Below are 13025 nucleotides of genomic sequence, written 5' to 3' on the forward strand. Positions count from 1 at the left end.
GCCGAGCCGTCATCGACCACATAGACCTGCAATCGCCCTGGGTAGTCCTGGCTTGCGAGAGACTTCAGGCAGGCGGCCAGCGTGCGCGGGTCCTCGTTGTGCAGGGCACGATGACATCCACGCTGGGCAGAGCATCGGTGTCGACCGGGTCGTACGGCGGCAGTGAGGCGTCGGTTCGTAGCGCATAAAGCGCCTGCGCGCTCTTACGAACGCTGGAGAGCAACGCGTAGGAGGCAACAGCAACGGTGCTGATGGTGGCAAGCAGGCTCATGGGAATTGACCTATTCAGTGAGTTTGAGGAAGCGACCGGATTGCGAATCCACGGTCATGCAGTGCTGGTATGAGCTGGGCGAGCGCCGTCACAGTCTGGTCGCGCCGACCAGAGTGAGAGCAGCGTTCCAACTCATCGGGAGGGCACCCGTCGTGCAGGAGCACGATGGCCCCCGGCCGGACCGAGGCCAGCACCGCGGCAACAATCGCCTCGGCGCCAGGACGAGACCAGTCTTGCGGGTCGACTGACCAGTGCAGGGCTGCCAGTTCGGCTTTCGCCGACGCGGCGAGGGCCTCCTTGGTCCAAGTCCCATACGGCGCACACATGTGCCGCGGCCACGAGCCCGCATCGAAAACACTCCAGTTCCCTGTTGACTCGCAAAGGGCTCACCGCGCGCCACCGGACAGATGCGCGTCAAGCGCGGCCATCCGGGATCAGATAGCTGGCGGTTAGCTATGTGGATTTGGAGAATATTGGTAAAATCTATTGTTTTGATGCGAAGTATCCGTGCTGTGGATGGGCCAAGAGGGATCCATCAACACTGATTGCGTGAGCCGATCCTCTTGAGTCAATTGATCAGGCGCATGCCGAAGAATGGCTCAGCATGCGACCGTCCATTCGGTGAAGGTCCTAGCCAGGCATCGAAGCCATCTCGGGAACGCGAATCATGATGCTTGAGCTGGATCAACTCAAGCGCTGCTTCCCACGAGCAGAGTCGAGCCTACGCCGCTGCCTAATGACGACACCTGGCCGGTCCTTTCGATGATCAAGTTACAGAGCTGAGGGGGACTCGCACATTGGCTTGAAGCAGCGGACCATTAAAGATGGCCAGAGAAGGCTGGTTCGGGATGCTCGAGAAAAACAGCCTGCAGCATTTCGGCAGCTGCGCACCCAAGCTTGCTCCACCCATCAGCTTCATAGCTGCTCAGGAGCTCAATCGAAGCCGCTCGGCTAACCAACGCTGCACAGCAAAGTGTCCGGGCAAGCGCTCGCTGGAGCGGGGCATGGATCAATGCATCTTGGGATGAGCGCTGCAGATACCGACTTCCTTAAAAGGTCCTTAGGGCGGCGCGGTTCTGGTCATGAACATTTTCATTGCAAAGTCGAGCGACCTGTATGCTCGATCGCGGACCGCCTGAGGCAAACCAGGAGTTGCGTCAATCGCAGTGCGCGCGTCGCTCATAATCTTATCTTTTGCGGAAAGAAGCTTTGCATCTAGTATTACATGAAGCGTCTCTCGAACTTCAGGTGAGATCGAGCTGTCGCCATCGATCAATTCTCGAAGTTTCCAAAACATACGCTCGATTGCTACCATCGACCCGAGGACTGACATCAGTCTTGGTGACATCATTGGCTATCTCCTTCTCCAGCCAGATTCTGGCGACCATCCCAGCGAAATCAGACCTGTCCCCTTTGACACCGGCGCGCGAGGCGACCCTGAACAGGCGAGTGACTGGGATACATGTCCGCTGCTAGGCCCAGCGGGCGTGAGACGGACGTTCAAGATATGCTCAGGGGACCTCACAAAGTGTGCGATTTGCGAGCAAGGCATTTATCTTTCCTGTGCTCCAGGCCGTAACCCGGTAGCGTGCGGTGGCTCACGTGCAAAACTGACATGGAGGGCGTGCGCCGCTTCCATTTGCCACAATACATGCAGCGGCATCGGAGTTGGACTTCTGCCACGCATCCGTGCTCTTCCGCTTTCTCACTCGGATCGCTCTGTTGACGAGGCCGAATTGAGTGAGTGATCCCGGTCACGCAAAGGTGGTCATCCGATATCCCGGTGCTCGGGGCGCCCACCCGTTTTGTGATTGCGTGGGTGCATCGAGATCGAGCCTCCCGATCTGGCGATGGTGTGTTGGTCGTGCGCCACGTCGACCTCGATCGATTCTCCATCGGCTGTCCGGCCGAGCTCAGAAAAGCTAGCAACTGAAACGCGCAGATCATTTCCATGTCCTGGATTTCCGATCTCGGATTGGTTCATTTCGTCTGTCTTATTGTCCTCGCCACTGCACGGCTATGCTGTGCAAACCGTGCATTTCACCCACCAGCGGCCACCGCGCTTCTCCGTGCGCAACTTGCCGCGGCGGATCCGAGAGAGCACGCCTCCGGGGCTTATGTGGTTCATCCCTGCGAATCGCTGAACGGTGAGGTAGTCCTCATGCAGAGGTGGAGGGGTGCTAATTCCGTGCGCAGCCAGCAGAATGCGCAGCGAAGCCAACTCCGCCAGCACGATCTCGAGCTTACGCGCGATCTCCTCCGTCTGGTCGGAGCGCTGCCGGGACCGCGTCACGACAGGCCCGCCCGTGCGATAAGCCGCATCTTGGATTCCTGTGGAATGCGATCGACGAACTGGCGCGCCAAAGCGGGATGAGCGTGAGCCAACTCACCTGTCCAAGCAAACCACTGCTCGGGCAATGTCAACGCGCGCAAATGGGAGACAGGGCATTTATTGCCGTTGTTTGGTGATGTAGTCGAAAGGGGTCTCATGCGCGTAAGAGCCATTTGAACCATAAGAACGGCCTGACAAATGCATCCGGCTGCGGTGCTCATGGGCCTCGGTGTTGCCATTTATTGCCTGGTCAAGGACGAACTTATTGGAATCTCTGTTGGCTCACCGTCAGTGCTCTGCCGCTATGAGCTCGGAGTGAATCGCAGTTGCTGTGTTGAGGCAGGCATCCAGTGACAGAGATCCAAAGGCGAGCTGGCAAAGGAGATAGTTGGCGCCTGCTTCTTCCACATGATCGAGAAGAGTTTGGCGCACCGAAGCGCGCGTTCCGACGACGCACAGTTCACTGTCAATTGCGGCATCCAAGGTTAGGGGCAGGTTGGATGGAGGCGGGATGTCATTGAGCTCGTACAGGAACTTAAAGCTCTTGAGCCATGTTTCGTAGGCTGGCGCGGCGAGGGAGCGGGCGGCTGCTTCAGAGCTGGCAATTACGATCATGCGGAGTAATGCGAGAAATGGTGCTGAACCGTTGGCGTCATGCTTGGCGTTTTGATGAGCGCGATAGCGATCTGTTACCTTGCGAACGGCAGAAGAGGGCCCCATGCACGCCAGATTAGCGCCATTCGCCGCCGCCCAATGCGCGGACTCTGGCCGATTTGTAGCAATCCATGTCGGGGGACAAGGACGCTGGTGAGGTGAAAGCGTCAAAGGAACGTCGCTCAGCGCAAAATGTTGCCCTTCGTACGAGAGCGGGCCGCCATTCATCGCGTTAACGAAGATTTGGGAAGCTTCCTCGTAACGGCTTGAGGCAACATCGGCTCCAACCCCAAAATAACTCAGTTCGATCGGTAGGGAGCCGCGACCAAGACCGACCTCGACCCTGCCGCTGCTCAGGTGATCCAACATGCAGATCTCCTCGAATGCCCGCAACGGGTGGTAGAGGTTGAGCAGCATGACCAATGGACCAACGCGAAGTCGCCGTGTGCGTTGTATGACGCTTGACAGAAACAAGTTCGGCGATGGACCGCGTCCATGGGGGGTGCAATGATGCTCCGCCAGATGATAGGCATAGAAACCGAGCTGGTCGTAGGCCTCCGCCAGCGCGAGGCGGTCCGCGTATTGCCGGGCGATATCGGGGCCGTCCTCGTCAAGATGATCAAAGATGCCGCAGGTCAGGTTTGAGGGAAGAACGTTTCTCACTCAGTTATCTCCTATAGAGAGGACCGAAGTCCTCCGGGTTTTGGAAGAGGCGCTCGCTGGCACTGCGGTGCATATGCTGCGAAGCCGTTCTCAACAGCTCGCAATGCGCCGATCGGACAAAAACTGACTCCGGCTGCGTCGCGAAGCTTCATCATGTGTGGGGCCGGATCGATGACGAACGGGGATCTGTGACCTGAGTGGAAGGGGTCACTAGCCACGGCATCCCACTTTCTTAAGAATGCTGCCGACAGCCGCAAGAAACGCATCCATCTGGCGCGTTGTACCGATGCTAACCCGAATGCACTCTTGCAGGCCGGCATCCGGAAAGAAGGCAACGAGGACGCTCTGGTCTTGCAACGCCGCCTGCCACCACCTGCCACCCTGGCCTACCGGCACACGGGCGAGGAGGAAGTTCGCGTGGGAAGGCGTTACGGAGAACCCAAATTCCGAGAGCGCGGCCGCTACGCGCTGACGCTCAAGCCTTACGTGGCGATGGTTCTCCTCGTAGGCGTCGCGATGCGCAAGGACGCTCATGCCTACGGCATGAGCGACCACATTCATGTTGAAAACATTCTGGATGTTGCGAAGCCGCCCAATCAGCTCGGGATGGCCGAAACCGAAGCCGACGCGAATGCCAGCGGCGGAATAACTCTTGGAAAACGTGCGCAGGACCAGAAGATTCGAATGGCGCTCAACGAGGCGTAGGCCGTCCTCAGGTGCGAAATCGACGTAAGCTTCGTCCAGTACGATCAATCGGTCAGATCGTATAACGAGGCGCTCGATCTCAGCGAGCGGAACAAAGCTTCCGGTCGGATTGTTCGGATTGGCCAGCAGAATGAACTTGGCATGTTTAGCCGGACCGAAAAGCAGCTCGTCCATCGGCAAGCAGTCGGGTTCAGACCAGGGAATTTCAATGAACCGGGCCCCTTGCAACATGGCAAGCTTGCGATTGAATGAGAAGCCGGGCGACATCATTGCGATGCCGTCGCCCGGAGAAAGAAAGGCTCTGTAAATGAGACTGAGGAGTTCAGACGATCCATTGCCAGCCATCACGCGATCAGTGGCAATTCCATAGGCCGCTGCGGCCGCTTGTCTCAAGCTGACATTGTCGTCTTCTGGATAGCGGTATTGCGCCTCAAGAGCTGCAATTGCGCTTCGCATCACGATGGCTGGCAAAGGAAATGGGTTCTCATTCGTGTTCAGTTTCACGCAAGTATTATCCAGAGTGGGTCGCCCGGATGGCAGAGCATCCAATTCGCGAGCCACCGGCGAGAGCGAGGAAAGCATAGTTTGCAGTTTTGCATCCAATTTGGTGTTCTCCCTTTTGTCGACGAGAGCAGTTGACGGCCTTCATCGAGCCTATGTGATGCGCGCGCTGTGTTCGGAGCCGGGAAGCGCAAGGTGTGCATGAATGTGAGGGGTGGGGTGCCATAGGCGGGCTCAGATCTAAGCGCAGCACCGGATCAGAGCCCGTCTCAAAATCCGGCAGCGATCAGCACGGATCAGGCGGCGCGCGGCGTTATTCCAGCGAATACCTGTTTCACGAGGGGAGGCAACGCCACGTCCACTCGGCCGAACAGCGCTGCTAACGCTTGGCTTGAACTCGCGTAATCCGCAGACAGACTGCGCAAGACCGACATCTTGCCACAAGCTACGTTCCTCCTAAAGAGGTCCTGGCAGCTCACTCCCGAGAGCGAGGTACGCATCAGTTTCACTAGCTGGAAGAAGTCACCGATGTTCGTCGGCCTTACGAATGTGGAAGTGATGCTCACTCTAGTGGCACCAGGCGAATGGGAACGTACTCTTCGGGCGTGCACGACAGCTTTGATAGCATTGCCGCGAGGGCGAGAAATGCTGCGACTGCGGCGACTGCGACGCACGTGAGCAGCGCGTAATCGCTATGTCGAGGATGGTTCATCATTCGAACGTTCCGTGCGGTGTTGGTGCGGGCGGTCAGGTCTGCGCGACCGCTTCGATGGTATTGTCGCGCCAGCGGTAAACGATGAACCCAGAAGCGGCATTGTCTCCCTTCGAGTCGAATCGAACCGTGGCAATGGCCGTGTCGATTGAGCCCGAAGTAGGACCGCAGCGACCCGCGCGGCATCGAGTGCCCGTCCGTTTGACCGAGCCTGCCCATGCTTGAACTGCGGCATCTAGAGCGTGCAACCTGCGTTAGATAGGCTCGTACCCTTGAGCTTGGCGACAGCGGCTGCCCCTGCAGCATTCGTCGTCGAGGCCGGCATAAAGGTAAAGAGCGTGCCGTTTGCGCAGTCGCCAGCAATGGCCAAAGACGATCATCTACCGACTTGTTCTCGCCCAGCGCTCTCACCGGGAATTTCCGAAAGTGATGCCGATCATTGGAGTCTCCGTCGGCCTAGCCGGCGCTCTCGGTCGCCCCGCCGCTGCGTCGATGCTTTTAGAAGGTACAATGTGACGCTACGTGCGAATCAAGTACTTCGAAGGGTGCTCGTCGAGGTTGATTGCCAAAATCCACAGTGCGAAGAACCCCAAAGAGTGCCGACAACGCAGATTCGCAGGCGAATTGCTACGGGCCAACGATCCTCAGTCAGACAAGGATCAGCATCACTTCATTGGGTTTAGAGACATTGCAATAACCGAGTCGCGGGCAACCGCGTGCGTCAACTCTTTCCCAGCTGGTCCTCCAGCGCGGCGAGGGCGAGATCCAGGTATCGCATGAGGCTCGCATCCCAGCCGGCGAGATTGTGTGGTTCGGTCAATCGCGTCAGCACCTTAAGTATCATCGAGACAGTCGAGTCAACTCCTGCGATCTCAGTCAGCAGCGAACGGGCCTGACGCGCGACCGCATTTGCCCGCTCACTGCATGGAGGCTCGCCCCGATCCATGCAGCTACGTAGCTCGTCCCGAATCTTCCGCCACCGATCTTCGCGGCTAGCGTTAGAGGCGCACGTGCAGATGGCCGAGGGGGTACGCTCCTCAATCCGCGACATTGCATCTAACGTGGCCGGCAGCTCGTCGACACTGACTTCTGTCTCACCTTGCGTCGTCATATTGCGCAATCGATCCCGTAATAGTGTCGCCCGCGCGACTTGAACTTCGATTCGCTCCAGATGGTTGCGCAATAGGTCCGTGAGAGATGTCCGCCCCTCGATGGCTTTGCGGATCTCAGGAAGCGAGAAGCCGAGCTCACGTAGCGCGCGAATCTGAGAGACGCGTTGTAGGCTTTCTCGATCGTACATGCGGTGACCGCCATCGGTACGTTCCGAGACCGTCAACAACCCGGTATGTTCGTAGTGATGCAGAGTGCGTACCGTTACGCCGGTCGCCTCTGCAAGTTCTCCAATGCGCCATCGGCGCCGTCGTGGTGTGGCGTTTGTCATGGTCCTCAATTTGCAAGCCTACAACCTGACGTCACGTGAGAATCAAGTTATTTCAATGATCTAGATGATGGTCTCTTGCTGCGAACCCCCGGGAGGACTGAGCGCATGCTGTTGATCAAGCGGCCGAGACAAGTGCAAGCATCAAGTTCGCCAGCGACGCCAATTCGTCCCTCGCTGCGCGTTGCATCACAAGTCTGGCGATCGCCACGCGATTCTCGCTGGTTCGCATGCATGTCGGTAAAGACGCGATTGCTCGATCAAAAAGGTTTCCCAAGCTCGCGAGATCCTCCGGATCGTAGACTCCGCTCGGCTTATCCAAGAGTAAGCTCCTTTGATTGTCGCACCGGCGCCGCACGTGACGAAGCCGTTTGGCTGTGGTGGGGCAAAAAGGAGACGGAGCGGCGACGTGCGCGAAAGAATGTGACAGGACGTTCGTGTGGTGCCGTTGTGCAACACGGCGTTTGCTTCCCTTTTGTCCAACACTGCCCTAACCGAAACTGTGCAATTTCCGCTGGATGCTGCCGCAGCAGTGGGCCATCTGCTGTCTGATCGCCAGGCGAAGCGAAAGCAGATACATGCAGCCCCGCTTGCTCTTGAGACACGGCTTCACGAACGGCGGCCCAGACACAGTACTGATCTGATCAGATGGGCCTCTTTCGGTCGAATCCTTGCTTTGATGTCTATCGTCGAGCCGGCGTTGATTGGTCAATCATCGCAGATCAGTCTTACCGCCACATCGTGACGCGGCCGCCCGCTCGGCGCCTAACAGCATTTTCGACACGATGCTAGTCCTGTTGAGATGGCTTTGCCGGCGCGAAGGCGTTGTTCGCGCATGGCAACATCGGGTTTTGGAATGCCACAAAATGATGGCTGCTCTTCAACGGCGCAAGTCCGCGACCCAAAGCGTCGGTAGAATGAGAGAAGGCGGGCCGCAAAACCATTCCCGGCATGTATCTCAACGCAAGCGCACCTCGCGCGGCTGGCGAAACGTTACTCGCGATTGAGGACCGAGCCTTGAAGGATCGCTCCGTATCCGTTGGACCTGGAGGCGCTCAAAACAGGTCAACAGGCCCCCGGCGCCGCGCGGCCGCGCCGGGAAAACAATGACGTGCCATAGCTCCTACAGCAATAACTCGCATATCCAAACGTGAGCCGGATCAGTGTTGGGCAGCACAGTCCAGCTGTCGCGGGTAATGGCTTGCTCGTCCAGAAGCTCACTCACTTTCATCCTCGAACAGTATCGCTTTGGTCTGCGAGCGCTGGACATAGATGCTTTGGGTAAGATAGGCAAATCATGTTACCGCACCGAAGTAGCTCCTCGGGGACAGCGGTGAGGGGCCGCAACTCGGGGCTAACGACGGCGGCATCCCGCGCGCCACGCGCCACGACACTTTCGAAAAGAACACGACTGTCGCGAGATCCGAAAGGATGACCCTGCACCCACGATCCGATGTGGCTGGATTGACCATGTCGCCCGAAACGAGCAAAAGCTGTAGGTGGAGCAGGGCTTGGCGAATGGGAGCGACGAGCCCTTCCGTGCGCCGGACATTGGCACAGTTGCCGTCCTCTCATCATAAACACTCATCCCCCAAGCACGCGCGCAGCGGGACAATGCCGCGAGCTCACGGCGGGTGGATCCAGGTTGATCCTGCGGCCAGCGAGTTTGCGGTTGCGCTCCGTCATGCGGGATCGAGTATAAGAGTAAGACAAGCCGTTGAGATGACGTGTCTCAACCTCCATGCCAACCTTGCGCAGACCTCTCACTTGCAGGTTCCGCTCTCCCGAGTTACGCCAGCTCGCGTTGCGCTTTCCGGACGCGACTGTGGACAGCGTTGGCGTTCGGCAGAACAAGTTGGTTCGACGCGAACGAGCCGGCATCGACCCTGTGGGGCGGCCCGCCAAGAGGCGTTTAGCTACTGACGAGCTTCGGCATTACTGCTGCGATCGCCGGGACAGTGCGGCAAGGAGAATGCCCAACGGCAGGCGAAGAGCGGTGCGGGTGCGCTAGCAGTGTCCACGTTTGCAGCGTCGATCGCAGGTCTTGGTCTACAACCTGACGCGGTGTACGATTCAAGGGATTTTAGTGCCGAGGCCGGATCTCGTTCACCTGACTGGCCGGATCATTTCGCGAGCTCTGAGCTCAGCTCATGTAGAACAGCGCGACGCAGCCCGTCGGATCAGCGGAAAGTCATTGCGGAGCGCCGCCGAACGAGCTGTATGACGCGCAAGATCGTCACGCCAGCGCGAGATCAATAGCGCCGCCGACCCGATCAAACTACGCTCAAGCGCGCCAATCCGAACACCAGCGAGGACCGGTGCTTCGAGCCTGGCGTAGATCTGGTTAACGAAGAGTAGGTCGCAAACGGCCGAACAATCCTAGAACGGGCCGTGACATTGGTTGGTCTCGGACGGAGAGACCATCATGGATGCCTCTTGCAAGAACATATTGCGCATCCAAATGCTTGCGGGATCAGTATTATGAATGGCCGGCCATTGGACGGCCTCGGTGAATGTGAGAAGTCGCAGCGGAGGTTCGATGACCCGCAGGGGCATCGTGTTTGCGAAATGGCTGACCAATCTTGAGGGCATGCTCGCTATACGGTTGGTGCCCAATAACATAGGCGGAATCATACCAAAACCCTGCACAGCGACCTCAGTGCGTATCTTGAAACCATGCTCGAGCAAGAGCCATTCGTGGAAGGAGGGCCTCAGGGAGCGCCCGAACTGGGCTTCCACGTGCCCGATCGACATGTACTTCTCGAACGTAAGTCGCGGCGCCAGCTGCTTGTTCATCGGGCAGCCCACGCAAACGAAAGTGTCCTCGAACAGTGCCGCCTTGGGATGCGCACTCGACATGAACATCTCCGGGTACATGAGGAAATCGACTTCACCGCGCCGGAGAAGTTCATCGGGTTCCTCTACGGGCGGCAGCAACTCGAAATTGATTGTCGGAGCTTCCCGCGCGACGCGGTCCACGATTCGTCGAAGAAACACGACAGTCATGAAGTCGGACAGGATGATCCTGAATCGCCGATTCGATTGAGACGGAGTGAAGCCGTCCGGAGAAATGATGGAGAGCTGAATGTGAGCGAGAGCCTCGCGAATCGGGACTGCGAGCGCTTGAGCCCGCGGCGTTGGGACAAGCTTCCGGCCCCTCATCGTGAATAGCTCATCGCGAAAGTAAGTGCGAAGCCGCGCGACGGCAGCACTCATGGCAGGTTGACTGAGGTTGATGCTTCTTGCCGCCGCAGTGAGATTGCCTTGCGTCACCAGGGCGTCGAACGCGACGAGGAGATTCAGATCGAGTCCCTTGAAACGCATAATCTTGAGTGATCCACCGTATGAATGTGTTCTATCGATACAATCGATTTTACCATTTGTACCGAATGAGGGATAGCAAAGGATAGTTTAGCGAGATGTCAGATCTATCAGAATGGTTACAAATCGTAGCGCGTCTCAGCCCAGCGCCAGGGATCGATCAAGACATCTGGACCGTGCGGTCGCAGTTTCGCGCGTGTTGCGCAAGTCATATCTCGGCGAGCTAGCACGGTGGGGATCCGCAGATGTGCGTGGGCGTATAGGACGAGCAAACCATCGTATGGCTTCGCCAACCCATTCTATACCGGCCGTGTACCGCCGTAGAATTGAGCGAACGCTCAACCTGGCCGTAGATTTCCCTCCAGTTGGACCCCTTCGGTTGCGGGTGCCAAATGTGTTTTGGTCGCATCCGATTGCGTCCTTGCTGCGGAGAAATCGTGCGGAACATGCAAGCGAAGGCGTCCCTGGCGAATCTGATGCGAGTTGCGCACACGCTCGACGTCGTATCCATTGTGAATGCAGATCGGTCAGTGCGTGAAGCTCTGACAGATATGGTGTTTTCCGCGGGTTACGTACCCGAACCCTTCGAGAGCGCAGACGAGTTCTTAAAATCGGGCCGCCGTTTGATCACGTCGTGCTTGATCGCGGACATGCAGTCGAGCGGGATGAGTGGCTTTGAGCTTTTCCATCATCTTGCTGCATCCGGAGGCGCGCTTCCCACCGTTCTGCTCACAGACAACTCCGAAGAGGATATGAGGCGAGTTCTGCAAGCTGGACTCCAGTTCTTGAGCAAGCCTTTCCAGCGTAGCGAACTGCTGGCCTGCGTCAGGAGCCAGATAATGAATAGGAATTTCTCTCTATGAAAATGATCGCGCCCGAATCCAGACGAGGTGTTTCGGCGCGCCCTCCAGTTCGTTGGAGGCTGTGCTGGGAGAATGAGCTTCAACTTGCTGACCATATTGAATTGTCCGACTTCTTCCGGAAGACCTATGGTCCGACCGGGGCATTCAATGCGAAGCCCTTTGAAGATCATCGAAGCTGGGCCGGCGCAAGGCCTGAGATTCGGGCAATCGGCTATGATGATCGTGGCGTCGCGATTCACATCGGCGCACTGCGCCGCTTCATAAAAGTTGGTGAGGTCGATCTGCTTGTGGCTGAACTCGGATTGTACGGGGTACGCCCGGATCTCGAGGGGCTCGGCATCAGCCACTCTATCCGCGTGATGTATCCGGTATTGCGAGATCTTGGGGTGCCATTCGGCTTTGGCACGGTCCGATCCGCCCTGCAGAAACATATTACCCGGCTGCTCGGGCGACAGGGATTGGCGACTGTTTTGCCAGGGCTCAGTGTCCGGTCCACTCGTTCGGATATCTATCTCACTGTGCCTCCGACGCGCGTGGAGGACGTGGTCGTCCTCGTTCTGCCGATTGCGAGGCCAATGAGCGAATGGCCGGCCGGTGAGATGATTGAACGAAACGGGCCGGAACTGTGACGTCCGCAGACGACGAGACTGAAGCGCGGAGCGACTACTCCGACGGAGAGCACTGCGTCTATCTGACATTTGATGATGGGCCCAACCCGCATTGCACGCCGGCCATCCTGGATGTGCTGGCGCAGCATCGGGCCCCCGCCACCTTCTGCGTGATCGGTGCATATGCAGCGGGTCAGCCGGAGCTGATCCAGCGCATCATTGCAGAAGGGCACGAAATCGCAAACCACACAATGACGCACCCGGATTTATCCAAATGCATGCCGGATGAGGTGAAATACGAGATCCTCACGACGAACAAGATGATCGGAATGGCCTGCCCCCGAGCCTCTGTGCGGCACATGCGTGCGCCGTATGGGACTTGGACCAAGGAGGCCCTCGCCGCGTCGGCGAAGGCCGAACTGGCAGCCCTGCACTGGTCAGTCGACCCGCAAGACTGGTCTCGTCCTGGCGCCGAGGCGATTGTTGCCGCGGTGCTGGCCTCGGTCCGGCCGGGGGCCATCGTGCTCCTGCACGACGGGTGCCCTCCCGACGAGTTGGAACGCTGCCCTCACTCTGGTCGGCGCGACCAGACTGTGACGGCGCTCGCCCAGCTCATTCCAGCACTGCATGACCGTGGATTTGCAATCCGGTCGATTCCTCAAACTCACTGAATAGATCAATTCCCATGAGCCTGCTTGCCACCATCAGCACCGTTGCTGTTGCCTCCTACGCGTTGCTCTCCAGCGTTCATAAGAGCGCGCAGGCGCTTTATGCGCTGCGAACCGACGCCTCACTGCCGCCGTACGACCCGGTCGACACCGGTGCTCTGCCCAGCGTGGATGTCATCGTGCCCTGCTTCAACGAGGACCCGCGCACGCTGGCCGCCTGCCTGAAGTCTCTCGCAAGCCAGGACTACCCAGGGCGATTGCAGGTCTATGTGGTCGATGACGGCTCGGC

9 protein-coding genes and 2 pseudogenes are annotated in these 13025 nt (G+C 58.2%); 4 read left to right on the top strand and 7 right to left on the bottom strand.

What is annotated here, in order from left to right; all coding sequences use genetic code 11:
* The 7 genes and pseudogenes from IVB01_RS19090 to IVB01_RS19120 all read right to left on the bottom strand — a co-directional run.
* Positions 1 to 271: pseudogene (locus IVB01_RS19090) on the bottom strand (glycosyltransferase family 2 protein); the annotation flags it as partial.
* Between the two features lie 14 nt (positions 272 to 285).
* Positions 286 to 603, bottom strand: a pseudogene (locus tag IVB01_RS19095) (chitooligosaccharide deacetylase NodB); the annotation flags it as partial.
* 728 nt (positions 604 to 1331) lie between these two features.
* Positions 1332 to 1622 carry a hypothetical protein gene (locus IVB01_RS19100; protein WP_247494733.1) on the bottom strand — a complete coding sequence of 97 codons (291 nt, stop codon included), beginning with the start codon at positions 1620 to 1622 and terminating at the stop codon, positions 1332 to 1334.
* Between the two features lie 1269 nt (positions 1623 to 2891).
* Entirely contained in the window at positions 2892 to 3920 is a 1029-nt protein-coding gene (locus IVB01_RS19105; RefSeq protein ID WP_247420882.1) for an LLM class flavin-dependent oxidoreductase, read from the bottom strand.
* 210 nt (positions 3921 to 4130) lie between these two features.
* Positions 4131 to 5207, bottom strand: coding sequence for a histidinol-phosphate transaminase (gene hisC, locus IVB01_RS19110; RefSeq protein WP_247494735.1), 1077 nt, complete (start codon positions 5205 to 5207; stop codon positions 4131 to 4133).
* Positions 5208 to 6559: 1352 nt separating this feature from the next.
* Positions 6560 to 7279 carry a MerR family transcriptional regulator gene (locus IVB01_RS19115; protein ID WP_247333180.1) on the bottom strand — a complete coding sequence of 240 codons (720 nt, stop codon included), beginning with the start codon at positions 7277 to 7279 and terminating at the stop codon, positions 6560 to 6562.
* 2376 nt (positions 7280 to 9655) lie between these two features.
* The gene (locus IVB01_RS19120; RefSeq protein WP_247281308.1) at positions 9656 to 10600 is read right to left on the bottom strand and encodes a LysR family transcriptional regulator; all 945 of its coding nucleotides are present in this window, start codon (positions 10598 to 10600) and stop codon (positions 9656 to 9658) included.
* A 443-nt stretch (positions 10601 to 11043) separates the two neighbouring features.
* Between IVB01_RS19120 and IVB01_RS19125 the strand changes: the two genes are divergently transcribed.
* The 4 genes from IVB01_RS19125 to IVB01_RS19140 form a co-directional block, all read left to right on the top strand.
* A complete protein-coding gene (locus IVB01_RS19125; protein WP_247281338.1) occupies positions 11044 to 11460 on the top strand; it encodes a response regulator in 417 nt (138 codons plus the stop codon).
* Positions 11457 to 12089, top strand: coding sequence for a NodA family N-acyltransferase (locus IVB01_RS19130; protein WP_247333179.1), 633 nt, complete (start codon positions 11457 to 11459; stop codon positions 12087 to 12089). The genes IVB01_RS19125 and IVB01_RS19130 overlap by 4 nt, the downstream gene beginning before the upstream one ends.
* Positions 12086 to 12739: a chitooligosaccharide deacetylase NodB gene (gene nodB, locus IVB01_RS19135; protein ID WP_247281310.1), complete on the top strand. Its 654-nt coding sequence runs from the start codon at positions 12086 to 12088 to the stop codon at positions 12737 to 12739. The genes IVB01_RS19130 and nodB overlap by 4 nt, the downstream gene beginning before the upstream one ends.
* 14 nt (positions 12740 to 12753) lie before the next feature.
* Positions 12754 to 13025 (top strand): glycosyltransferase family 2 protein (locus IVB01_RS19140; RefSeq protein ID WP_247494734.1); only part of this gene is annotated, 272 nt, incomplete at its 3' end.

Origin of the sequence: Bradyrhizobium sp. 164, from assembly GCF_023073715.1 — a bacterium.
Lineage (GTDB): Bacteria > Pseudomonadota > Alphaproteobacteria > Rhizobiales > Xanthobacteraceae > Bradyrhizobium.

Bases quoted from the DNA above. Each gene is read 5' to 3' on its own strand.
- IVB01_RS19100 (WP_247494733.1), bottom strand. From the start codon at position 1,622: ATGATGTCACCAAGACTGATGTCAGTCCTCGGGTCGATGGTAGCAATC.
- hisC (WP_247494735.1), bottom strand. From the start codon at position 5,207: ATGCTTTCCTCGCTCTCGCCGGTGGCTCGCGAATTGGATGCTCTGCCA.
- IVB01_RS19115 (WP_247333180.1), bottom strand. From the start codon at position 7,279: ATGACAAACGCCACACCACGACGGCGCCGATGGCGCATTGGAGAACTT.
- IVB01_RS19120 (WP_247281308.1), bottom strand. From the start codon at position 10,600: ATGCGTTTCAAGGGACTCGATCTGAATCTCCTCGTCGCGTTCGACGCC.
- IVB01_RS19125 (WP_247281338.1), top strand. From the start codon at position 11,044: ATGCAAGCGAAGGCGTCCCTGGCGAATCTGATGCGAGTTGCGCACACG.
- IVB01_RS19130 (WP_247333179.1), top strand. From the start codon at position 11,457: ATGAAAATGATCGCGCCCGAATCCAGACGAGGTGTTTCGGCGCGCCCT.